This window comes from Silvimonas terrae (assembly GCF_014202765.1).
Taxonomy (GTDB): Bacteria; Pseudomonadota; Gammaproteobacteria; order Burkholderiales; family Chitinibacteraceae; genus Silvimonas; species Silvimonas terrae.
Map to the genome: position 1 here is coordinate 1 of NZ_JACHHN010000004.1, position 22375 is coordinate 22375.

A 22375-nucleotide genomic window follows, 5' to 3' on the forward strand; every position below is an offset into this window, starting at 1 on the left:
TAAACTCTTTCGTTTTCGCCGTTTCGCTGTTGTGTCTGCAGCGGAGAAACCGAACTATACGGACCATCCCCGGACCCGTCAACACCTTCCTGCAATATTTCCTGCTGTATCGCAACAAACCCCTGTTTCCAAAGCAATCTTTTGTGACAAAAAGGTTTCGCAGCCGGTTTGAGCCGCATTTCTTCCCACTTTTATCTGGTTTTCTGCACCAACGCGGCTCCTTTGCACTGCTTTGGCCCGGTCTTGCACATTCCTGGCGCTATATATCTATATGAACCTGGGAAACCAGCCGGCTCCGGGTCCAATGATCGGCTGGAACGGCGTTTGCTTTTATGGAGTCATCCAACGGGCAAGGAGTCAGTCATGGCCGGGCAATCTTCGTGGGAATCCATTGATGTGCATTTGCTGCGCGTGCTGCATGCGCTGTTGACCGAGTGCAGTGTGTCTAACGCAGCACGCCGGCTTAATCAGTCTCAGCCGGCGGTGAGTACTGCGTTGCGGCGCTTGCGGGACATGCTGGGCGATCAGTTGCTGGTCCGCAGCCGCAATGGCATGACGCCGACCGAGCGCGGTATGGCTTTGCTGGAGCCGGTGAAGATCGCTCTGCAGCAGATCGAGACGATTGCCATGCAACAGGTGAACTTCGAGCCTGGCTTGTCCCGTCGCATCTTTAATATTGCAACGCCGGATTATCTGAACGCTGCATTGATTGGGCAGATCGTGGCCCGCTTGCGCAAGCTGGCGCCGCAGTCGCAGGTGGCGTTTCATTCACTGGGGCAGGATTACGATTATGTACGGGCTCTGGAGAACGGTGATCTGGATGCGGTGATTGGTAACTGGCCACAACCGCCCGAGCATCTGCGCATGCTGCCTTTGTTTGAAGACGAGGTCGTTTGTCTAATGCGGGAGGGCCACCCACTGGCCGGCCGCAAACTCAGCATTGCTGAATATGTAGAAGCCGAGCATCTGGTGCCGAACCCCTATGCGGTGGGCCAGCGGGGGGTGATTGATTTACATCTGGCGCGTGAGCGGCTCAAGCGCAATGTAGTGGCCTACGTGCCCTACTTTAATCTGGTGCCTTATCTATTACTGCAGACCGAGATGATTTTCTCTGGCCCGCGCATGTTTGCCGAGTATTTCTGTGAGCACATGCCGTTGGCGATGTCGCAAGCGCCGATCGAATTTCCGCGCATGCAGTTCTATATGTTGTGGCATGACCGCAGCCACCACGGCGATGAGTGTCGCTGGTTCCGTGAGCAGGTGGTCACGGTGGCGCGCAGCTATGGCGTAACCATGCATGAAGCGCGGGCGCGGCAACTGGCGGCAGCGGCTTAGTCTGGCGGCATCAACTTACGGGTCAGCCGCAGCGCGGCAATGCGATCGATCTGCTCCAGCGCTTCGGCCTTTTCCGCCGGCAAGTCCTGCGTCATGCGTTGTTCCATACGGGCAATGATGGCGGCGCGGTCCAGCCCGTGTACCGCAATGACAAACGGAAAACCGAATTTGTGCTGCCAGGCGCTGTTGAGGCGCTGGATTTGCGCGAATTCTTGCGGCGAACATTGATCCAGCCCGGCACCATGCTGTTCCGAAGTGGAGTGCGCCGTGAGCTCACCGCGCACAGCCGCGCGACCGGCCAGTTCCGGGTGGGCACGGATCAGCGCCAGTTGTTGTGCAGGCGTGGCGCTGCGCATGGTGTGACTGAGCGCGGCCAGCAAGTCATCGATACTGGCAAAGGGACGGGCAGCCCATGCGCCTTGCGCCACCCACGGCGAGTGCTCATACAAGTCTCCCAGCGCAGCGACAAAGTCTGGCTGTGACAGGCCGGACAAGCCGGCAAGCGTGTAGACGATGGGCATCGGAGCTCCGGTTCAATAACAAGGTCTTGTCTAAACTGTAAAAGATGCCTGGCCGCATCAACAAGGCGAGCGCTTTTATAGAGTACTTGCGGCCCTGCATATGACCTTGTGGCTATCTGGCGGGTGGCATAGTCGTTATGCGCCGCCCTCTGTCTCGCACCTGGCAGCGCCGCTTCTATAATCGAGATATCCCCCTCGCACCCTGGCAGGCCTATGGGCAAGCTTTCTGTTCATGTTCTGGATACCGCGCATGGCCGGCCTGCGGGTGGTATGCGTTTGCGTTTGTTGCGCATGACGCCCGGCGGTGCGCAAAGTGCCTTTGAAGGCCACACCAATGCGGATGGCCGGCTGGATCAGCCCTTGCTCAGTGGCGATCTTTTCACGGCTGGCGTGTATGAGCTGCAGTTTGACGTCGCCGCCTACTTCAGACAGCAGCATATTGTGCTGCCAGACCCGCCTTTTCTGGATGTGGTCATCCTGCGCTTTGGCATTGCCAATCCAGACGAGGGCTATCACGTGCCGTTGCTGGTCTCGCCGTGGAGTTACTCCACTTACCGCGGGAGCTAGGCACAGATGGATTCCGGCTACCTGATTGAGTGCGCCTCACTGCTGCTGCGCTGGATGCACGTCATCTTTGCCATTGCCTGGGTTGGGTCTTCTTTTTATTTTATCTGGCTGGATAACAGTCTGAAGCCCCCGGTTGACGCGGCCTTGATCGAAAAAGGCGTGGGCGGCGAGTTGTGGGCCGTGCATGGTGGCGGTTTCTACAATCCGCAAAAGTATCTGTTGGCCCCGCCCACACTGCCCCATGAGCTGCACTGGTTCAAATGGGAGTCTTATTCGACGTGGCTTTCCGGCTTTTTCTTGATGGGCGCGCTGTACTACTCCCAGGCTGGCGTTTATATGATCGATGCCGGCAGTGCGATCCAGCAACCGGGCGTGGCCGTCATGACTGGGATCGCCACGCTGGTCATTGGCTGGCTGGTGTATGACGGCTTATGCCGCTTGTTGTTCAACCACAGCCAGTTGCTGTTTGGGGCGATCTATTACGGATTTGTGGTGATGGTGGGGTTTGTGCTGTGCCATTTGCTCTCTGGCCGCGCGGCGTTTTTGCACGTCGGGGCCATGATTGCCACGACCATGAGCGCCAATGTGTTTTTCTGGATTATTCCCGGACAGAAGAAAATGGTGGCCGCCCTGCGCACCGGGCAAACGCCGGAGCCGATTCATGGCAAGCGTGGCAAACAGCGCAGCGCGCACAACAATTATCTGGTGCTGCCGGTTATCTTTTGCATGCTGAGCAACCACTACCCGTTTATCTATAGCGGCCCACAAGCAGCGCTGACCCTGGCGACACTGTTGCTGGCTGCTGCACTCACCCGCCATTTTTTCAACCTGCGCCACAAAGGTATATATAAGTGGCAATACCCGGCTGCCGGGCTGGCCTTGCTGGTGACCGTCCTGGTTACCCATGCCCCGCAAGCCCAGCCGGTGGTGAGCGCGCCGCGTTTGACTACCCTGGCCGATATCCGCCCGATCATTGATACACGCTGCCTTGCGTGTCATTCAGAAAAACCAACCAAAATGCCGACCGCTCCCAACGGCATCAAGTTTGATCAGGACGACGCCGTGCGCCTCAACGCACCAAAAATTTATCAGCAGGTCGTACAACTCAAGGCCATGCCCTTGGGCAATCTGACCGGCATGACCGAGGCCGAGCGCGGTCAGATCAGCCAGTGGTTCAAGGATGGCGCCAAATAAACGCAGCGCTCGGCGGAGCTCAGAACAGGGCGATCAGCACCATTAAAAGCCCGATCATCGACACCACCCACACCAGCGAGCGCACCCAGCGCACACCAAACGCATACAGTGGCAGATAGGCCACACGGGCCCAGAAATACAAAGCACACCCCAGCGCGGTCTGGGTGGACTCCCGCGCCAGCACATGGGCCAGCAAGACTGCCGCCGCAAAGAAAGGCCAGGTTTCCATATAATTGCGCTGCGCCCGCGCCAGCCGGCCAGCCAGCCCCTGTTGGGGCTGTCCTTCATCGCGCGGGCCGGCCGTCCAGGCGGGCCCTTTGGTTTGCGAAATCACCAGCGCGTAGGCCATGACATACACCAGCCCCAGCACAATGCTCCAGACCAGCCAGTGCAACTCCAGATTCATTTGCATTCCTTTTGTTGGATCTTTTGTAGATAAACAGCCGTCAGATCAATCTGCCAGACCGATGGGCACTGCGCCTGACCATGGCGCGGCAACCCAGGCGCCATACTGTAGCCAGGTGGCCCTGGCCACCTCCGGTAAAGGATAGAAAAGGACATCGTCATGTTGCTAGAAGGTTCCTGCCAATGCGGCGCAGTGAGTTTCAGCGTCGAGTGCCCTCACCCGCTGCCCTATCAGCGCTGTTATTGCAGTATTTGCCGCAAAACCCAGGGCGGTGGCGGCTATGCCATTAACCTGGGAGCGCTGGCCGATACGCTCAAGGTCAGCGGGCGCGAACATATCCGCATGTACCACGCGAAAGTCCGCAATCCCGAAGACGCCCGCGCGCACATCAGTAGCGCAGAACGGCATTTTTGCGGCGAGTGCGGCACGGCGCTCTGGGTTTACGATGCCGAATGGCCTGATTTGATCCACCCGTTTGCTTCCGCCATGGATACACCGTTGCCGCAAACACCGGAAACCGTGCATATGATGCTGGAATTCAAGCCGGACTGGGTGGTGGTGGATTTTCAGCCGCAAGATCAGCGCTATATGCGCTATTCCCGCGAATCCATTGCCGAATTTCATGAGCGCGTGGGTGGCGTGTCACCCCCTGCAGACTAGCGCTCACATCCTGCGGGGCCGTTTACAGGACCCGCTGCCCCATGATGTAGGTCGCGGCAACACAGCGTTCATCTCCCAGGGTGGTCAGTGCAAACAGACGCTCGGCCAGCGTCCGTGTGCGTGCCATGCGAAACCCCAGTTCTGGCGTGGCGTCCAGCTTGAGGACGATGAAGTCCCCTTCCCGCCCTGGCGCAAAATTGCCGATGAACTCATCCAGATAAAGCGCCCGCGCGCCGCCCAGCGTGGCCAGATACCAGCCGCGCAAAGGGGACAACGGCTGATGCCGTGCTTGCGAGACTTTGTAGGCCTCCGCCAGGGTGCGGATCATGTTCAGCGACGTGCCACCGCCGACATCGGTCGCCAGGCCAACCCGCACTCCTGCCGCCGTCGTGCCGTGGTAATCGAACAAACCGCTGCCCAGAAACAGATTGGAAGTGGGGCAAAAAGCGGCAGCGGTCCCGCTGGCAGCCATGGCAGCTTGCTCCCGCGCGGTCAGGTGGATGCAATGGCCATAAATGGTCCGCGGGCCGGTCAAGCCAAAGTGTTCGTATACGCCCAGATAATCTTGCTGTTGCGGGAACAGTTCCGCCACCCAGGCGACTTCTTTGTCGTTCTCTGCCAGGTGTGATTGCACATGCAGGTCTGGTCTTGAACGATACAACTCACCCGCAATGGTCAATTGTTCTGGCGTGGATGTCGGCGCGAAGCGCGGCGTGATCGTGTAACGCAAGCGCCCTTTGCCGTGCCAGCGGCTGATCAGGTCTGCGCTTTGCTGGCCGGACTGTTCGGCAGTGTCCCGAACTTCTGGCGGGCAGTATCTGTCCATCATGGCTTTGCCGCAGAGCATGCGCAGGCCACGGCGATCGGCTTCTGCCATGAAGGCATCGACCGATTGGGGGTGCACGCTGCCGAACACCGACGCGGTGGTGGTGCCATGCGCCAGCAGGCGATCGATCACAAACTTTGCGGTGACCCGTGCCACGTCCGGATCGGCAAAAGCAGCTTCTGCGGGAAAGGTATAGTCGTTGAGCCAGTCCAGCAGGCGGCAACCAAACGAGCCAATCATGCCGGCCTGGACGTAATGCATATGCGTGTCGATAAGGCCCGGCAGGATCAGGTAACCGCTGTGGTCGGCCCACTGGGCGACGTCCCGCACACTGGCCGGAATATCACCCAGTTGTTGCCAACTGCCGGTGGCTTGCACCCTGCCATCGGCCAGCCACAGATATCCATCTTCCAGGTACTGGAAGGATTCGGCATCCGCATATTGGGCAGGGTCTTGCAGAAAATGCAGGATGCTGCCGCGGATGATGAAGTGGGATGGGGCGTCAGAGGATTTCATGTGGGTATTTTAGATGGGAATGATGGCAGGTGGTTTGCACCTTTGCGCAGGGCCGGTTTAATCCGGCAAAAACCCTTTCCCCAATGATGCCGGCAAATTCAGTTGCAACAAGCGCTTGTCCCGCGAAATCACTACCAGCACCACCACGGTCGCCAGGTAAGGCAAGGCCGCCAACAACTGCACCGGCACTGTCCATCCCAGCGTCTGGGCGTGAAATTGCAAAATGGTGACGCCGCCAAACAGAAATGCACCAATCAACAAGCGACCTGGTTTCCAGCTGGCAAACACCACCAGCGCAATGGCAATCCAGCCGCGGCCCGCGGTCATGTTCTGCGCCCACAAAGGGGTGTAAACCGTCGAGAGATACGCACCACCCAGCCCGGCCATGGCCCCGCCGAACATCACCGCGCCATAACGGATCAACAGCACCGGATAACCAATGGCATGGGCACTCTCGGGTGATTCCCCCACGGCGCGCAAAATCAGGCCGGTGCGGGTACGGGCCAGCACCCACCACACTGCGCCAAACAGCAGCAAGGCGGCATAGACCACCGGGGCTTGCCGGAACAAGACAGGGCCAGCACCGGGCAGGGCAGAAAGCCATGGCACCGCCCAAGGCTGCATGCCCGGCAGGCTGTCACTGACATAGCCCTGCCCCACAAATGCGGAAAAACCCACACCAAAAATCGTCAGCGCCAGACCACAGGCAGGCTGGTTGGCCGCCAGCGACAATGCCGGCACCGCAAACAACAAAGACGCCAGGGCGCCTGCCACCGCGCCCGCGCCCAGGCCGGCCCACGCCCCCAGGCCGCTATCAACCGCGCAGGCAAAGCCGGCAATGGCCCCGATCAGCATCATGCCTTCCACGCCCAGGTTCAGTACGCCGGTGCGCTCAGCCACCAGCTCACCCAGACCGGCCAGCATGAGCGGGGTGGCCGCGCCGATGGCTGCCGCAAAGACCGGGATCAACTGCGCAACAGTCATGCGAACCTCGTGGCCGGTTTCCGGCGGCGAAAACGGTTATTGATAAAGGCATCGGCGGCCAGCAGAAAAAACAGCAACATGCCCTGAAACAGGCCGGTCATGGCGGCGGGTAATTGCAAAGATACCTGCGCCGCCTCGCCGCCCAGATAGATCAGCGCCATCAACAAGCCTGACAACACCATACCCAGCGGGTGCAAGCGCCCCAGCCAGGCCACGATGATGGCGGAGAACCCGTAGCCCGGAGAGATATTCAGATTCAGTTGCCCGACCGGCCCGGCTACCTCGCCCACGCCTGCCAGCCCGGCGGTCAGCCCGGACAGACACAGGCCCAGCCAGATCGCCTTTTTTTGCGAGAACCCGGCGTAGCGTGCGGCGGCCGGCGCCTGGCCAGCCACCTCTATCTGGTAGGCGAGGAAGCTTTTGCTGATCAGCAACTGAAACAGCGCCACCACGGCCAGCGTGATAAAGAGGGAGGCGTTGACCCGGCTCCCGGCCAGCAGCACCGGAAAACTTGCCGCATCCCCAAACATGATCGATTGCGGGAAATTCTGGCCGGCCGGATCACGCCATGGGCCGTTGACCAGCCACGCCAGCAGGAGCGACGCAATATAGGTCAGCATCAGCGTGGTCAGCGTTTCTTCGGCATTGAATTGCGTCTTGAGCCAAGCCGCCAGCGCGCCCCATAACGCGCCGCCAATGGCGCCCGCCAGCACCATGACCGGCAAGATCCAGGCGGCTGAACTGCCATCGGTCATGATCGCCACGCCACCGCCAAAGATGGCCCCAACGATCAACTGGCCTTCTGCGCCAATGTTGTACACCCGCGCCCGGAAACCCACCGCCAGCCCCTGCGCAATCAGGATCTGCGGCGACGCTTTGACCAGCAATTCACTCCAGCCGTAACCCGTGGTCAGCGGCTGGATAAAGAACATATAGAGCGCATGAAACGGATTTTTATGGAGCGCCGTAAACAGCAAGGCCCCGCTGATCAAGGTCAGGCCGATGGCATACACAGGCGCCAGCCAGCGCATCTTGCGCGAAGGCTGGGGGCGCGGCTCAAGCAAATGCATGGGCGCTATCCTCTGCTGCGGGTTGGGGCGATGCGCCAAGCCCGGACATCTGCAGGCCAATGGTTTGCGCGCTGGTCTGCGTCTTGATCAAGGCCGGCGATAGCCGCCCCTGTGCCAGCACGGCAATGCGGTCACAGATTTCAAACAGTTCATCGAGTTCTTCCGACACCACCAGGACCGCCACGCCCTGGCGGGACAGATCAATCAAGGTTTGGCGCAAGAACGCCGCTGCGCCCACATCCACGCCCCAGGTGGGTTGCGCCACCATCATCACGCGCGGGTTTTGCATGATCTCCCGTCCAACGATGAATTTCTGCAGATTGCCACCCGAGAGCGAGCGCGCTGCCGCTTGCGGACCAGGGCAGCGCACGTCAAAACGTTCAATGCAACGCAGGGCAAAGTCGCGCGCTTTGGCAAAGTTGAGCAAACCATGGCGTTTGAAGGATTGCCGGTGCGCGGTCAGCACGGCGTTTTGCGTCAGCGACATGGCCGGCACGGCACCCCGGCCCAGCCGTTCTTCCGGCACAAAACACACACCGGCATCCCGCCGCTGGCCTGCCTGCCAGTGGCCAATGGGCTGGTTTTCCAGCTTGATCATAGGGGCTGCCACCGGGTTTTCTCCGGAGAGCGCGGCCAACAGTTCTGCCTGACCATTCCCGGAAATACCGGCAATGCCAACGATTTCTCCGGCATGCACCTGCAGGTCGATCTGCGCCAGCGCCGTACCAAACGGGTCATCCGTGCTGGCACTCAACTGTTCCAGCGCCAGCACCACACGTTGCTCCCCGGTATAAGGCGGCATCACGCATACGGGCAACTCGCGGCCGATCATCATGCGCGCCAGGCTGGACGGTGTTTCCTCACGCGGTGTGGCGATGCCCGTCACCTTGCCGCCGCGCATCACCGTCGCGGCATCGCACAGGGTCTGGATTTCATGCAGCTTGTGGCTGATGTAGAGGATCGATACCCCCTCTGCCGCCAGCCGTTTCAGGGTCTCAAACAGTTTCAGTACGGCCTGCGGGGTGAGCACGGAGGTAGGCTCATCCAGAATCAGCAATTGCGGGTTCTGTAACAGGCAGCGCACGATCTCTACCCGCTGGCGCTCCCCCACCGACAAACCATGCACTCGCCGCTGCGGATCAATCGGCAGGCCATAGCGTTCCGAGACTTCCCGCACGCGGGCCGAGAGTGTAGCCAGATCAAATTTCTCTTCCAGCACCAGCGCAATGTTCTCTGCCACCGTCAGTGTTTCAAACAGCGAGAAATGCTGGAACACCATGCCGATACCCAGCCGGCGCGCGGCATGCGGGCTGTCGATATGCACCTGCTTGCCGTTCCATAACATCTGGCCTTCATCGGGCTGTACGGCGCCGTAGATGATCTTCATCAAAGTGCTTTTACCTGCACCGTTTTCGCCGAGCACGGCGTGGATTTCTCCGGGTGCCACCGTCAGGTCCACGCCATCATTGGCAATGACGCCGGGGTAACGCTTGGTGATGCCGGACAACTGCAAACGTTCGGCCATCAAACTTGCTCCGAAGAACGGTTGGGGGGCAGGTCTGCCAGGGTGTGATCGTTAGAGGAATGCGCCAGCCGCCGGCCCAGCACCTGCTGGCGTTCCCGCACTTGCAACAGTTGCGCGGCCACGGCAATGGCAATGGCGGCAGGTTCTTTGGCGGTAATGCCCGGCACGCCAATCGGGCAGATCAACTCTTTAAAGCGGGTAACCGGCACGCCCCGATCCCGCAAGCGGTGTTCAAAGGTGGCACGTTTGCTGTGCGAGCCAATCATGCCGAAATAATCAAAATCATCCCGCTTGAACACGGCCTGGCAGAGTTCGAAATCCAGCGCGTGATTGTGCGTCATCAGCAAAAAACAACTGCCTGGCGCGGCGGCGGCAATTTCAGACTCCGGCGCGTCGGTGGCGATGCATTGCACGTTATCCGGCCAGGCGTCCATATCGCCGAACAGGTCTTCGCGCTCATCCACCCAGACCAGTTTGACCCCCAGCGGCGCCAGCACGTGGACCAGCGCGGCACCGACATGGCCGGCACCGAACAACACCACGGTGAACGGGTGCGGGAGCCAGGTTTGGGTCAGCGTCCATGTTTTCAGATCACCATCCAGTTGTGTACTGGCCGCCTGGTCGGTGGCTGGCGTGGTGTGCCAGGTTGAGCCATGACCCGCACTGGTCAACTGCCGGCGTACCAGATGGCCTTCCCGCAGCGCCAGCGCCCGCTGTTGCCAGGCAGCGGCATCACTGACGCGTTCAAGCACCAGCCAGACTACGCCGCCACAACACTGGCCCAGTTTGGCGCCCAGATTGAAACGCAGCAGAGCCTGCGGCGGGCCACCGGCCAGCAGCACGCGTGCCATGGTGATGGCTTCCCATTCCAGATGCCCGCCACCAATGGTATCGAGGGTATCTGTGGCGCTGACCAGCATGACCGTACCGGCATCGCGCGGGGTGGAGCCGTCAGCCCGCGCCACGGTCACCAGCACCTGATCGGCCCCGAGTGCCAGGCGTTGCGCCAGTTGCTGCATCCAGTGGCTCATGCGCGCTCCTGCCCGGCGGCGATAGCGCGCAAGATGGCTTCCGGCGTGGCCGGTGCGGTCAGCGGTGGCCGGCTGTTGGGCCCACAGGCCGCAGCCACGGCATCACGCACGGCAAAGAATACCGACAGCGCCAGCATCAGCGGTGGCTCGCCCACGGCTTTGGAGCGGTAGATGGACTCTTCGAGATTCTCGCCCTCAAACAGCGCCACGTTGAAGATGTCCGGCACATCAAAACCCGTCGGGATCTTGTAGGTGGAGGGCGCGTGCGTGTTCAGGCGGCCACGATGCGCACCGTGTTGCTGCCAGCACAGTTCTTCTGAGGTCAGCCAGCCCATGCCCTGGATAAACCCGCCTTCAATCTGGCCGGTATCCAGCGCCGGGTTAATGGAGCGGCCGACGTCATGCAATATGTCTGCACGCAGCAGTTTCATTTCGCCGGTCAGCGTATCAATGGCGACTTCGCTCACCGCCGCACCGTAGGCAAAGTAAAAGAACGGGCGGCCAGTGCGGGTGGCCGGGTCCCAATGGATTTTGGGCGTGCGGTAGTAACCATCGCTCCATAACTGCACGCGTGCGGCATAGGCCCGGCGGGTGAGATCGGCAAAGTCTTCAGAAAAATCCGGCGCGTAAACACGGCCATCGGCAAAGATCACGTCGTCGGGCTGGCAGTGGGCAATCTGTGCCGCCAGTTCTGCCAGCCGGCCGCGCACGGTCATGGCAGCGGCATGCACCGCCTGGCCGTTAATATCAGCACCACTGGAGGCCGCCGTGGCCGAGGTATTGGGCACGCGGGAGGTATCGGTAGAGGTAAAGCGGATGTCGGTCACCGGCAGGCCAAACACCTCCGCCACAATCTGGCGGATTTTGGTGTACAAGCCCTGGCCCATTTCCGTGCCGCCGTGGGTCACCAGCACCGTGCCATCGGCGTAGACCATGACCACCGCGCCCGCCTGATTGAACAAGGTGGCATTGAACGAGATACCAAACTTCACCGGCGTGAGTGCCAGCCCCCGCTTGATCACGGCATTGTTGGCGTTGAAGGTGGCGATCGCCTTACGGCGTGCGTGATAAGCGGAGGACTCGACCAGTTGTTCCAACAGTTGCGGCAGGATGTTGTCTTCCACCTGCATGCCGTAATGCGTCACGCCACGCGCGCCGGCGCCGTACAAGTTACGCAGGCGCACGCTGAGCGGGTCCAGCCCCAGATGGCGCGCGACCTCATCCATGATGCTTTCAATCATGAACATGCCTTGCGGCCCGCCAAAACCCCTGAACGCGGTGGCCGAAACCGTGTTGGTCTTGCAACGCAAACTGCGGATTGCCACCGCATCCAGGTAGTAAGCGTTATCCAGATGGCACAAGGCACGGTCATTAACCGGGCCGGACAAGTCGGCAGAGAAGCCGCAATTGGACGCCAGTTCAAGCTTCAAGCCATGCAGCAAGCCGGTGTCATCAAATCCCGCCTCCCAATGGCATTGAAACGGGTGGCGTTTGCCGGTGGCGGTCATGTCGTCATCCCGATCCAGCCGCAACTTGACCGGGTGCCCCGTCTGCCAGGCCAGCAATGCGGCCAGACAGGCCCACTGACCGGATTGGGATTCTTTGCCGCCAAAACCGCCGCCCAGACGGCGGCATTCCACACTGACCTGATGGGAACGCCAGCCCAGCGCCTGCGCCACCAGATGCTGCATTTCAGTGGGGTGTTGCGTGGAGCAGTACACGTGCATGCTGTCATCCGGCCGGGGGACGGCAAATGCCACCTGCCCTTCCAGGTAAAAGTGTTCCTGGCCCCCCACTTTGGCAAAACCACTGAGCCGCCGGGGCGCGCTGGCCAATGCTGCCACCGCATCACCCCGCTTCATGTCCGCCGGCGGCAATACCCAGGATTGCGCGGCAATGGCTTCATCCATTTCCAGAATGGCCGGCAGGGATTCGTATTCAATCTTTGCCAGGCGTGCCGCGCGGCGGGCGGCGTCATGGCTGCGTGCGGCCACGGCGAACAGGGGCTGACCGTAAAACTGGATATCGTGATCCGCCAGGATGGGCTCGTCATGGATCACCACGCCGCAGTTGTTGGCGCCCGGGATATCACTGGCCATGATCACGGCGATCACACCGGGATAGGCGCGCACGGCATCCAGCTCCATCCGCACCACGCGGCCGTGGGCAATGCTCGCCAGGCCCAGCGCGCCGTGCAAAGTGCCGGTGAGCTCCGGCAAGTCGTCCGTATACGCCGCCGTGCCGGTCACGTGCAAGGTGGCGCTTTCATGTGGCAAGGCTTTACCCACGCTGTGCTGCGTGCCCAGTTGCGGGCCAGGATCGCGCTGGATATTCATGCGCTAACCTCATGAATCTGCCCGATACGGGTCAAGCCGGTGCCCGTACCGGTTTCCAGCCAGAATCGCTGCAGGAGATTGGCGGCCACCGTCATGCGGTAGTCCGCACTGGCACGCAAGTCAGAGAGCGGCTGGTAGTCTTCGGTCAACGCGTCTGCCGCAGCGCGGGCGGTTTGCGCGGTCCAGCGCTGGCCAATCAGGGCCATTTCGGCATTGGGCGCGCGTTTGGGTGTGGCCGCCATCCCGCCAAAGGCAATGCGCGCGTCGCGGATGACGCCGTCCCGATCCACGTGCAGCATGAATGCACCGCACACCGCCGAGATGTCCTGCTCGTAGCGGCGAGAAACTTTCCACGTGCGGAACAAGCGTCCCTGCGCCGGCGGCTCCGGCACACAGATTTTTTCCAGAATCTCGCCAGGTTCCAGCGCATTCTGCTGATAGCCCAGATAGAACGCTTCCAGCGGCAACTCACGCCGATAGTCCCCACCCCACAAAACCAGCCGCGCACCCAGCACCATCAACGCCGGCATGCTGTCGCCAATGGGAGAACCATTGACGATATTGCCGCCCAGCGTACTGGCATTGCGTACCGGCACGGACGCAAACCGGCGGGCCAGTTCCAGCCATTGCGGGTCTTGCTGGATCAGCGCCGCAAACGCATCCGCCAGCGCCACCCCGGCCCCGATCTCCAGGCCGTTTTCCGCCGTCTCAATCCGTTTGAGTTCAGCGATCTGTCCCAGATAGATCACATCGCCCAACTCACGCAATTGCTTGGTGACCCACAAACCCACATCGGTGGACCCCGCCAGCAGGCGCGCATCCGGGTGCTCTGCCCGGATCAGCAATAGTTCGCTTAAACGGCGCGGGGCAAAAAAGTGATGCCCGTGCGCCTGATAATGTAACGGCGGCAACAGTGCCAGTCTGGTGAGCGCCGCCAGTACCGGTGCACCATCGAGCACCTTGCGCGGGAGTTCATACGCCATTTTGGCGGCATCCAGAATGGGCCGATAGCCGGTGCAACGGCATAAATTGCCGGAGATCGCATCCGTCACCGCCTCCCGCCCGGGACAAGTCGACGCGGTCTGGTACATGGCCCACAAGCTCATCACAAACCCCGGCGTACAGAACCCGCACTGCGATCCGTGGCACTCCACCATGGCTTGCTGTACCGGATGCATATGGGCCGGCGTGCCCACGTCTTCTACCGTGAACAGCGCCTTGCCATCCAGCGTGGGCAGGAACTGGATACAACTGTTCACCGCCCGCAAGCGCAACTCGCCATCCACCTGTTCGCCCAGCACCACGGTGCACGCGCCGCAATCTCCTTCCGCGCACCCTTCCTTGCTGCCAGTGCAGTGCCTGTCCTCCCGCAGATGCTGCAGCACCGTGCGCGTGGGCGGCACGTGATCCACCTTGTGAATCTGGCCGCGATACCAGAACTGGATGGGACGTGTACTCATGGCAAACAAGCCTGCCTGTCATTGGGACTGGATGATTTCAATCTAACACTTCACAACGCAATGACCGCCCTGGCACGGCGTATAACCGTTATTCGGTTATGGGGATGTATGGCGGCGTTATGGCCAGGACAGCAGCAGCGCGACCGAAAGGCCTCCGCCGGTGGCCAGGCTGGATTCCGGCTCAAGGCCGGAATGACGAGTTAGCGGGATGTGTTGGGGTTGGTGTTGGTGTTGTAGTTGTTTTTGACCTTCTCCCCCATTAAAGCCCAGCGCCGAGGGCGTGGAGGGAGACCTCAGGCTCCCGACCAACCGAGGGAAGCCCGGAGGGCCGCCCGGCTGGGGTCGCCTTTCTTTGCCTACTTTCTTTGGGGCCGCCGAGGTGGCGAAGCAAAGAAAGTAGGGTGCTCCGGCCACCGCCGGTATGTAAAACACCGCGCCGCAAGGCGCTAACATGCAGCCATCACAAAGGTGGATTGTCGCTACCGCTCCGAATCCACCCTACATGTTCACTCGCCATCTGAACAAAAACCCAACAACAAAATGAACCAGGTCCGCCACCCCGGATTCCCGGCCTGACAGCCTCCATCCGGGCTACATAGTGGGTTTCTTGCCAATAAAGGTCCCCTGCAGCGACCCCACTGGATTCCCGCCTTCGCGGGGCCCCGCCGAGGGGAATGACGAGTCAGAGGAGCCTGGCCGACACGCATCCCAGTCAACTCACATACCCCTCATAACGCCCGCCCCATAGGTGCCACCGCAGCAGATTGCTACATTGCATGCGATACCCATCCCTACAATCAAGGCGAGGAGATTCAACCATGTGGTCACGATCAAGCATGCTGGCAGGCTGTGCCGCGTTGGCACTGGTGCTGGCTGCCAGCGCAGAAGCAGCCGATCCGGTCAAGGTCGGGTTTGTGTATATCGGCCCTACCGGGGACCACGGCTGGACCTACTCACACGACCAGGGCCGCAAGGCGCTGGAAGCCAAATACGGCGCGGACGTCAAAACCACCTTTGTGGAAAACGTGCCGGAAACAGCAGATTCAGAGCGCGTGTTCCGTGATCTGGCGCAGCAAGGCTACAAGGTCATCTACGGCACCTCGTTCGGGTATATGAACCAGATGGCCAAGGTGGCCAAATCCTTCCCCGATACCATTTTCATGCATGCCACCGGTTACAAGACCAGCAAGAACATGGGCGTGTACGACATCCGCACGTATGAAGGCGCGTACATGCTGGGTGTCGTGGCCGGCAAGATGAGCAAGAGCGGCAAACTGGGCGTGGTGGGGTCGATCCCCATTCCGGAAGTCATCCGCAATATCAACGCCTTTACCATTGGCGCGCGCAGTGTGAACCCCACCGCCAGCACCCGCGTGATCTGGGTGAATAGCTGGTTTGATCCGGGCAAGGAACGGGAAGCCGCGCTGGCATTGGTTGACCAGGGTGCGGATGTACTGATGCAGAATACCGACTCCCCTGCCGTGGTACAGGCGGCCCAGGAAAAAGGCGTCTACGCTTTTGGTTGGGACTCTGACATGACCAAATTTGGCGGCAAAGCGCATCTGGCCGCGTCAGAACTCAACTGGGGGGTGATCTATGACAAAACCCAGGACGAGGTCAAAGCCGGCAGCTGGAAAAGTGGCAATATCTGGTGGGGCGTGAAAGAAGGCGCCATCAACATTGCCGATTTTGGTCCGTCTGTACCGGCTGACGTGAAGAAACTGGCGGAAGATCGGCGCGATGCCATCAAGGCCGGCAAGCTGCATCCATTTGCCGGGCCGCTCAAGGATCAATCCGGCAAGGTGTTTGTGGCGGCTGGTAAAACATATGCCGATGCTGATCTTAAACAGATGAGTTTTTATGTAGATGGCGTAACCGGCAGCGTGCCCAAATAAAGTCCCGCCTGCGTGGTGTACCAATAAAAAACGGGCCGGCTGGCCCGTTTTTTATTGGTACACCGAGTGACAAACCAATTTTTGCACACGCGTCAATCCGCCTTTGCCACAATGACGTAAGCATAATCATTCCATAAAATACATATCGATCAATCAGGCCGGCAGCCGCCCCCGGAACAAAGCATGACGAGCCCCGCCTTTCTTCTCCTTGTTACGGCACTGCTCAACTTCATGATGTTGCTGGTGCTGGCATCACTGCGTCGCAGCGGCCTGCCTGGCGTGCGCGAATGGCTGTGGGCCAATGTGCTGGAACTGCTGGCGCTGGCTTGCTACCTCACCACGCCGCTCAATGTGCCGGTGATTCCCATCCTGGTGGGCAATGGCCTGCTGGGTGCCGCAATTTGCATGTTCTATGCCGGTTGCCGGCGTTTTTCCCAATTAAGCGTACCCGTTCGCCCACTGGTGATCAGCCTTGTCTTGTTTCTGGCGGTACTGGCTGGCCTGCGCTTTTATGTAGACCAGTTTGCCATGCGGGTGGTGGTGACCTCGATCTATCACGGCGGTTTTCACGGCTTGATTGGCTACACCATTTTGCGCAATCACCCGCAAACCCGCTCCACCTATGGCCACGATTTCACCACCGGTTTTGCTTTTTTGCTCACGGCCGGGTATCTGGTCCGCGGGGTGCTGTACGTGCTGCATCCGGAAATAAAATTCTGGTACACCGATTACTCCACACTCAACCTGGTCTTTCTGACCCTGGGGGCAGTGGTGATTCCCGGCCTGACCATGGGCGCTGTGGTGATGGCTCACGACGCCATTCTGACGGCGTCGGAAGAAGTCGCCAGCCGGGACTTCCTGACCAATGCGCTCTCCCGCAAAGCGTTTATCGAATACGCCACGCGGCAGATGAATACCGCCGTGCGCACGGGCAGGCCGCTCTCCTTGCTGCTGCTGGATATTGATCATTTCAAATCAATCAATGACCGTTACGGTCACGCAGTCGGCGATGAAGTTCTGCGCGACTTCACCCTCATCATGCACAACGCCCTGCGAGCGGCAGATTGTCTGGGCCGGCTGGGTGGCGAGGAGTTTGGCCTGTTGTTGTACGGCGCCAGTCAGGCCGAAGCGCGGGCAATTTCCGAACGCCTGCGTGCGCTGGTTGAAGCCAACACCATCCGCATTGGCGACGGGCTGACCTCTTACACCATGAGCGGCGGCCTGGCGCACTGGTCCCCCGAAGAGAGTCTGCAAGAACTCACCCTGCGCGCCGACAACGCCCTGTATGAGGCCAAGGGTGCAGGCCGCAATCGTATCGTCGTCTCGCAGTTCACCACGCCGACCTCGCCACCGCAGTAATACGCCCTCGCGTGCTATATTGCGGCGTCCCCGCGCTTTGAGCCCGCCATGCCCGTCCTCCGCCCCGCGCCCGCCTACGCCCGCATCAAGGATTATGTGCGCCGGCAGATTGAATCTGGTGCGTGGCCGGCGGGCAGTGTGATCCCGTCCGAGCATGATCTCGTCAAACAGTTTGGCGTCTCGCGCATGACCGTTCACCGCGCCTTGCGTGAGTTAACCGCGGACCAGTTGCTGCATCGGGTGCAGGGCGCCGGCACCTTTGTAAACGCCCGCAAATACCAGTCCACGCTGATCGAAATCCGCAGCATTGCCCACGAAATCGAAAGCCGCGGGCATGTCCACACCAGCCAGGTGCTGGTCCTGGAGCGCACCACAGACGCCGCAGCGCTGGCCACGCTGGGCCTGAAAGCCACCGATTACGCCTATCACTCCTGCATTGTGCATGCGGAAAACGGCGAACCTATCCAGGTAGAGGACCGCTACGTGAATCCGCACCTGTATCCGCGTTACCTGGAACAGGATTTCGAACGCCTCACCCCGAGCGATTACATGACGCAGGAAGCACCGTTGCAGCGTGCAGAGTACGTCATCACCGCCCGCCTGCCAGAGGCCGATATCCGCCAGCATTTGCGGATGTCGCCGGGCGATCCGTGCCTGGTTTTGCAGCGCCGGACCTGGGCACATGAACAAGTGGCCACAGAGGTTACCTTGTGGCACCCCGGGGTGCGCTTCCAGTTCTCTGGCGCGTTTTGAAGCCGCGCACCATTTGCCAGATCGCCGCGACGCTCTGGGGTAACCCCGGTAAAATGGCGCGCTTGTCCCCCCTGCCTCTGATTGCCTGGACCCATGAATCTTGATCACCTGAACCCCCCGCAACGCGCGGCTGTAAAGTACCTGGACGGCCCCTGCCTTGTGCTGGCGGGCGCGGGATCGGGCAAGACGCGGGTGATCACACAGAAAATTGCCTATCTCATCACCGCAGCGCAGATGGACGCGCGCAATATCGCCGCCATCACCTTTACCAACAAAGCCGCGCGGGAAATGAACGAGCGGGTGGGTACGTTATTACCGCCAGACAAACTGCGCGGGCTGACGGTCAGCACGTTTCACTCGCTGGGCATGCGCATCCTGCGTGAAGAAGCGCGCCATCTGGGCTACAAGCCGCAGTTCTCCATCCTGGATAGTGGCGATCAGTGGAAGATCATCTCTGACATTCTCACCACCACTGACAAGCAGCTGATCCGCAGCACGATCTCGCGCATTTCCATGCTCAAGTCAGACCGGGTCTCACCAGATAAAGCCATGCTGAGCGCAGATTCTGAGGGCGAATTGCATCTGGCCAAACTCTACCGCCAGTACCAGGACACGCTGCAAGCCTACCAGGCGGTGGACTTTGACGATTTGATCCGCCTGCCGGTGGACTTGTTTGCCCAATTTGAAGAGGTGCGCGCCAAGTGGCAACAGCGCCTGCGTTATCTGCTGATTGATGAATATCAGGACACCAATAACACGCAGTACGAGTTGCTCAAGCAACTGACCGGGAGCTCTGGCAAGTTCACGGCGGTGGGTGACGATGACCAGTCTATTTACGCCTGGCGCGGGGCCAACGTGGAAAACCTGGCGCTGCTGAAAACCGACTTTCCCAGCCTGGAAATCATCAAGCTGGAACAGAACTACCGCTCTGTGGCGCGCATTCTGAAATGCGCCAACGCCGTGATCAGCAACAACCCCAAACTGTTTGAAAAGACCTTGTGGTCTGATCTGGGCATTGGTGATCCGATCCAGGTAATTGAAGCCAAGAGCGAAGAAGCCGAGGCCGAAATGGTGGCCATGAACATGCTCAACCACAAGTTTCTGAACAACACCAAATTCAGCGATTACGCCGTGCTGTACCGGGGCAACCACCAGGCACGGATTATCGAAACCCAATTGCGTGAGCACCGTATTCCCTATGTCATGGCGGGTGGGCAGTCGTTTTTTGACCGTGCCGAAATCAAGGACGTGCTGTCTTATCTGCGGCTGATTGCCAATGAAGACGATGATCCGGCCTTCATCCGTGCCATTACCACGCCCAAGCGCGGCGTTGGCAATGTGACGCTTGAACGCCTGGGCGCTTACGCCAACCAGCGCCAGATTTCGCTATTTACCGCCGCGTTTGAAGAAGGTTTTATCCACCAGGTACAGCCTCAACAATACGAAGCGCTGCACACCTTCTGTGAATTCATCAACCGCATGCAACCGCGCGCGCAGCGCGAAGATGCCGGTTCGGTGCTGGTTGATCTGTTGCAGGCCATTGATTACGAAACCTGGCTGTACGACAGCGACGATCCCAAGCCCGCCGAAGCCAAGTGGAAGAACGTGCAGGACTTTGTTGGCTGGGTCAAAAAGCACGGCGAAGAAAAGGGCAAGAACCTGATTGAGGTTACCCAGACCATCGCCCTGATTACCATGCTCGAAGGCCGGGACGAAGAAGAAGTGGATGCCGTACGCATGTCCACCCTGCATGCGTCCAAAGGCCTGGAATATCCGCACGTGTTCTTGATTGGCTGCGAGGAAGACATCCTGCCGCACGCCAACTCCATCGAAAGCGGCATGGTGGAAGAAGAACGCCGGCTGATGTACGTGGGCATCACCCGCGCGCAGCGCTCGCTGACCATCAGCTATTGCGGCAAACGCCGCCGTGCGGGCGAGTGGCAAATTGTGGAACCGTCCCGCTTCTTGCGGGAACTACCGCCGGATGAAATCCGCGTGATTGGTCGCCTTGCGCCGGACAAAGGACAAAACCAGGTCACCAAAACCGAAGGCCGTGCCACGCTGGCCGGTTTGATGAACAAGCTGGGCAGCATGTAAAACGCCTGGCAAATGTGCAAGAATATCGCAACAGCATAAGTATTAATGTCGATACAAAGCTGTCAATACGCTACTGAGCTGTTACATTAAAAGCATCAGTGCTGCCTATTTCCAAAGAAAGCCGCCAGCGGACTCGCCCATGAACTCTATTGTTTCCAGCGCCCTTGTCGCCTATGCGCCCAGTCTTGTGACCAGCGTCGGCTCGCTGCCCGTGCGCGCGGTGGCAGAGACGGTGGGTGCCGCCGCGTCGGTGGTCGGGACGGCGGTTTCTGCGATTGGTAGTGGTGTCTCTGCTGTGGGCAGCGGCATCAGCACCATCGGACGGGCGATAGATACGTATGTATGAGCGTTCAGGCGCCCTAATAAAAAAACCGGCCTGAGCCGGTTTTTTTATTAGCGGTGCGCGATCAATCCTTCTCAAACAACGCCATCGATTCTACATGCCCGGTGTGCGGGAACATGTTCACCACGCCCGCGGACCTGAGCTTGTAGCCCTTCACATTCACCAGCACGTTGGCATCGCGCGCCAGGGTGGAGGGGCTACAGGATACGTACACAATGCGCTTGGGGCCGTGTTCGGCGCTGATGGATTTGACCAGTTCCATCGCGCCGTCACGTGGCGGGTCGATCAGCATCTTGTCGAAGTGGCCTAGTTTATCCAGCCACTCTTCGGTCATTTCAAACAGGTTGGCCACCTTGAAATCGGTCAGGTGTTCCAGCTGGTTGAAACGCGCGCCTTCAAAGGCACGGTCAACCAGTTGCTGCAGGCCTTCCATGCCCAGCACTTTGGCGCCACGGCGGGCGATGGGCAGCGTGAAATTGCCCAGCCCACAGAACATATCGGCAATGACTTCACCCGGTTGCGGGTCCAGCAGACGCATGGCGCGGTCAACCATCACACGGTTTACGGCGTGATTCACCTGGGTGAATTCGGTGGGCTTGAACGGCATGGTGATGCCGTATTCAGGCAATTCATACGTCAGCGCCGGCGCGTCTTTGGGGTAGAGCGGGTAGGCGGTATCCGGGCCTTTGGGTTGCAGCCAGATCTGGACATTCCACTGATCGGCATAGGCTTTGAAGTGCGCTTCATCGGCCTCGGTGATGGCGTCCATATTGCGGAACACCAGCACGGTGACGTGCTCGCCAGCGGCGATTTCGATCTGCGGCATGCGGTTGTAAATAGAAAGCTTGCCGACCAGTTCACGCATCGGCACCAGTTGGTCCGAGAGGAACTTGGGCAGCACATGACATTCAGTCATGTCCGCAATGAAGGACGACCGCTTTTCATGAAAACCGACCAGCACACCGCCCTTTTTGGCGACGTCACGCACGGAGAGCCGCGCGCGGTGGCGGTAGCCCCATTGCGGGCCGTAAATGGCCGGCAGCAGGGTTTCCGGCTTCACCGTGCCGATGCGTTCCAGATTATCTTCCAGCACGCGTTGTTTGGCGGCCACCTGGGCGGTGAACTCCATATGCTGCAAGGAGCAGCCACCGCAAACCCCAAAATGCGGGCATTTGGGCTTGGTCCGCATAAAGCTTTCGGTGTGAATTTGCATGGCCTGCGCATTCTCGAAATTGGGCTTTTTGCGGTAGGTATTGTAGGTAACGGTTTCGAACGGCAGTGCGCCGTCGACAAAAATGGTTTTGCCCTCAACGCGGGCAACGCCGTGACCTTCGTGGTCCAGTGATTCAATCCGGGCTTGCGGCATGGGGTATCCAGGAACTGCCTGACAAAACAGTCGATTATACCGCAGCGCACGCCTTGTCTTTACACAAGACCGCATTTACGCCCAATAAAAAAACCGGAGCACAGGTCTCCGGTTTTTTTATTGGGTGCGGG

General features: G+C 59.8%; 20 protein-coding genes. 10 read left to right on the forward strand and 10 right to left on the reverse strand.

The features are described 5' to 3' along the window. On the forward strand, positions 1-275 hold a 275-nt coding region (locus HNQ50_RS21925), incomplete at its 5' end, for a hypothetical protein (RefSeq protein WP_221303128.1). An 88-nt stretch (positions 276-363) separates the two neighbouring features. Continuing rightward, positions 364-1335 (forward strand): LysR substrate-binding domain-containing protein, encoded by a 972-nt coding sequence (locus HNQ50_RS10000; protein WP_184100195.1) that lies wholly within the window; start codon positions 364-366, stop codon positions 1333-1335. On the opposite strand, the gene uraD is transcribed toward HNQ50_RS10000, so the two are convergent. After that, positions 1332-1856 carry a 2-oxo-4-hydroxy-4-carboxy-5-ureidoimidazoline decarboxylase gene (gene uraD / locus HNQ50_RS10005; RefSeq protein ID WP_184100198.1) on the reverse strand — a complete coding sequence of 175 codons (525 nt, stop codon included), beginning with the start codon at positions 1854-1856 and terminating at the stop codon, positions 1332-1334. The genes HNQ50_RS10000 and uraD overlap by 4 nt on opposite strands. A 213-nt stretch (positions 1857-2069) precedes the next feature. Here uraD and uraH point away from each other — a divergent pair, with 213 nt between their 5' ends. Then, the gene (gene uraH / locus HNQ50_RS10010; RefSeq protein WP_184100208.1) at positions 2070-2423 is read left to right on the forward strand and encodes a hydroxyisourate hydrolase; all 354 of its coding nucleotides are present in this window, start codon (positions 2070-2072) and stop codon (positions 2421-2423) included. Between the two features lie 6 nt (positions 2424-2429). Further along, complete coding sequence (locus tag HNQ50_RS10015) at positions 2430-3617, forward strand: urate hydroxylase PuuD (RefSeq protein ID WP_184100210.1); 1188 nt, start codon at positions 2430-2432, stop codon at positions 3615-3617. Positions 3618-3636: 19 nt separating this feature from the next. Here the strand turns inward: HNQ50_RS10015 and HNQ50_RS10020 are convergent, their stop codons facing one another. After that, positions 3637-4023, reverse strand: a complete 387-nt coding sequence (locus HNQ50_RS10020) for an MAPEG family protein (RefSeq protein ID WP_184100212.1) — start codon at positions 4021-4023, stop codon at positions 3637-3639. A gap of 159 nt (positions 4024-4182) precedes the next feature. Between HNQ50_RS10020 and HNQ50_RS10025 the strand changes: the two genes are divergently transcribed. Next, the gene (locus tag HNQ50_RS10025; RefSeq protein WP_184100214.1) at positions 4183-4683 is read left to right on the forward strand and encodes a GFA family protein; all 501 of its coding nucleotides are present in this window, start codon (positions 4183-4185) and stop codon (positions 4681-4683) included. A gap of 22 nt (positions 4684-4705) precedes the next feature. Here the strand turns inward: HNQ50_RS10025 and guaD are convergent, their stop codons facing one another. Genes guaD through xdhA form a run of 7 tightly spaced genes read right to left on the reverse strand, consistent with a single transcriptional unit; the run spans position 4706 to position 14431 of the window. After that, a complete protein-coding gene (guaD, locus tag HNQ50_RS10030; RefSeq protein WP_184100216.1) occupies positions 4706-6025 on the reverse strand; it encodes a guanine deaminase in 1320 nt (439 codons plus the stop codon). A 57-nt stretch (positions 6026-6082) separates the two neighbouring features. Further along, positions 6083-7009: an ABC transporter permease gene (locus HNQ50_RS10035; protein WP_184100218.1), complete on the reverse strand. Its 927-nt coding sequence runs from the start codon at positions 7007-7009 to the stop codon at positions 6083-6085. Continuing rightward, a complete protein-coding gene (locus tag HNQ50_RS10040; RefSeq protein WP_184100220.1) occupies positions 7006-8079 on the reverse strand; it encodes an ABC transporter permease in 1074 nt (357 codons plus the stop codon). Before HNQ50_RS10040 ends, HNQ50_RS10035 begins: the two co-directional genes overlap by 4 nt. Continuing rightward, positions 8066-9604, reverse strand: coding sequence for an ABC transporter ATP-binding protein (locus HNQ50_RS10045; RefSeq protein ID WP_184100222.1), 1539 nt, complete (start codon positions 9602-9604; stop codon positions 8066-8068). The genes HNQ50_RS10040 and HNQ50_RS10045 overlap by 14 nt, the downstream gene beginning before the upstream one ends. Next, the gene (gene xdhC / locus HNQ50_RS10050) at positions 9604-10635 is read right to left on the reverse strand and encodes a xanthine dehydrogenase accessory protein XdhC (protein WP_184100224.1); all 1032 of its coding nucleotides are present in this window, start codon (positions 10633-10635) and stop codon (positions 9604-9606) included. The genes HNQ50_RS10045 and xdhC overlap by 1 nt, the downstream gene beginning before the upstream one ends. Then, on the reverse strand, positions 10632-12971 hold the full coding sequence (gene xdhB / locus HNQ50_RS10055; RefSeq protein WP_184100226.1) for a xanthine dehydrogenase molybdopterin binding subunit: 2340 nt from the start codon (positions 12969-12971) through the stop codon (positions 10632-10634). Before xdhB ends, xdhC begins: the two co-directional genes overlap by 4 nt. After that, positions 12968-14431 carry a xanthine dehydrogenase small subunit gene (gene xdhA, locus HNQ50_RS10060; RefSeq protein WP_184100228.1) on the reverse strand — a complete coding sequence of 488 codons (1464 nt, stop codon included), beginning with the start codon at positions 14429-14431 and terminating at the stop codon, positions 12968-12970. The genes xdhB and xdhA overlap by 4 nt, the downstream gene beginning before the upstream one ends. Before the next feature lie 818 nt (positions 14432-15249). Between xdhA and HNQ50_RS10065 the strand changes: the two genes are divergently transcribed. The 5 genes from HNQ50_RS10065 to HNQ50_RS10085 all read left to right on the forward strand — a co-directional run bounded on the left by HNQ50_RS10065 (position 15250) and on the right by HNQ50_RS10085 (position 20881). After that, positions 15250-16326, forward strand: a complete 1077-nt coding sequence (locus HNQ50_RS10065; protein WP_221303129.1) for a BMP family ABC transporter substrate-binding protein — start codon at positions 15250-15252, stop codon at positions 16324-16326. A 183-nt stretch (positions 16327-16509) separates the two neighbouring features. Then, positions 16510-17685: a GGDEF domain-containing protein gene (locus tag HNQ50_RS10070; protein WP_184100232.1), complete on the forward strand. Its 1176-nt coding sequence runs from the start codon at positions 16510-16512 to the stop codon at positions 17683-17685. A 48-nt stretch (positions 17686-17733) separates the two neighbouring features. Further along, entirely contained in the window at positions 17734-18438 is a 705-nt protein-coding gene (gene hutC, locus HNQ50_RS10075; protein ID WP_184100234.1) for a histidine utilization transcriptional repressor HutC, read from the forward strand. Between the two features lie 93 nt (positions 18439-18531). Beyond that, entirely contained in the window at positions 18532-20535 is a 2004-nt protein-coding gene (locus HNQ50_RS10080; protein ID WP_184100236.1) for a UvrD-helicase domain-containing protein, read from the forward strand. Between the two features lie 139 nt (positions 20536-20674). After that, on the forward strand, positions 20675-20881 hold the full coding sequence (locus tag HNQ50_RS10085) for a hypothetical protein (RefSeq protein WP_184100238.1): 207 nt from the start codon (positions 20675-20677) through the stop codon (positions 20879-20881). Positions 20882-20942: 61 nt separating this feature from the next. On the opposite strand, the gene rlmD is transcribed toward HNQ50_RS10085, so the two are convergent. Then, positions 20943-22244, reverse strand: a complete 1302-nt coding sequence (rlmD, locus tag HNQ50_RS10090; protein ID WP_184100247.1) for a 23S rRNA (uracil(1939)-C(5))-methyltransferase RlmD — start codon at positions 22242-22244, stop codon at positions 20943-20945. Between the last annotated feature and the right edge of the window lie 131 nt (positions 22245-22375).

Coding starts and splice junctions, on each gene's coding strand:
- HNQ50_RS10020 (WP_184100212.1), bottom strand. CDS start 4,023: ATGAATCTGGAGTTGCACTGGCTGGTCTGGAGCATTGTGCTGGGGCTG.
- HNQ50_RS10035 (WP_184100218.1), bottom strand. CDS start 7,009: ATGACTGTTGCGCAGTTGATCCCGGTCTTTGCGGCAGCCATCGGCGCG.
- guaD (WP_184100216.1), bottom strand. CDS start 6,025: ATGAAATCCTCTGACGCCCCATCCCACTTCATCATCCGCGGCAGCATC.
- HNQ50_RS10040 (WP_184100220.1), bottom strand. CDS start 8,079: ATGCATTTGCTTGAGCCGCGCCCCCAGCCTTCGCGCAAGATGCGCTGG.
- HNQ50_RS10080 (WP_184100236.1), top strand. CDS start 18,532: ATGAATCTTGATCACCTGAACCCCCCGCAACGCGCGGCTGTAAAGTAC.
- HNQ50_RS10025 (WP_184100214.1), top strand. CDS start 4,183: ATGTTGCTAGAAGGTTCCTGCCAATGCGGCGCAGTGAGTTTCAGCGTC.
- uraH (WP_184100208.1), top strand. CDS start 2,070: ATGGGCAAGCTTTCTGTTCATGTTCTGGATACCGCGCATGGCCGGCCT.
- xdhA (WP_184100228.1), bottom strand. CDS start 14,431: ATGAGTACACGTCCCATCCAGTTCTGGTATCGCGGCCAGATTCACAAG.
- HNQ50_RS10065 (WP_221303129.1), top strand. CDS start 15,250: ATGTGGTCACGATCAAGCATGCTGGCAGGCTGTGCCGCGTTGGCACTG.
- hutC (WP_184100234.1), top strand. CDS start 17,734: ATGCCCGTCCTCCGCCCCGCGCCCGCCTACGCCCGCATCAAGGATTAT.
- HNQ50_RS10000 (WP_184100195.1), top strand. CDS start 364: ATGGCCGGGCAATCTTCGTGGGAATCCATTGATGTGCATTTGCTGCGC.
- HNQ50_RS10015 (WP_184100210.1), top strand. CDS start 2,430: ATGGATTCCGGCTACCTGATTGAGTGCGCCTCACTGCTGCTGCGCTGG.
- xdhB (WP_184100226.1), bottom strand. CDS start 12,971: ATGAATATCCAGCGCGATCCTGGCCCGCAACTGGGCACGCAGCACAGC.
- HNQ50_RS10045 (WP_184100222.1), bottom strand. CDS start 9,604: ATGGCCGAACGTTTGCAGTTGTCCGGCATCACCAAGCGTTACCCCGGC.
- rlmD (WP_184100247.1), bottom strand. CDS start 22,244: ATGCCGCAAGCCCGGATTGAATCACTGGACCACGAAGGTCACGGCGTT.
- xdhC (WP_184100224.1), bottom strand. CDS start 10,635: ATGAGCCACTGGATGCAGCAACTGGCGCAACGCCTGGCACTCGGGGCC.
- uraD (WP_184100198.1), bottom strand. CDS start 1,856: ATGCCCATCGTCTACACGCTTGCCGGCTTGTCCGGCCTGTCACAGCCA.
- HNQ50_RS10085 (WP_184100238.1), top strand. CDS start 20,675: ATGAACTCTATTGTTTCCAGCGCCCTTGTCGCCTATGCGCCCAGTCTT.
- HNQ50_RS10070 (WP_184100232.1), top strand. CDS start 16,510: ATGACGAGCCCCGCCTTTCTTCTCCTTGTTACGGCACTGCTCAACTTC.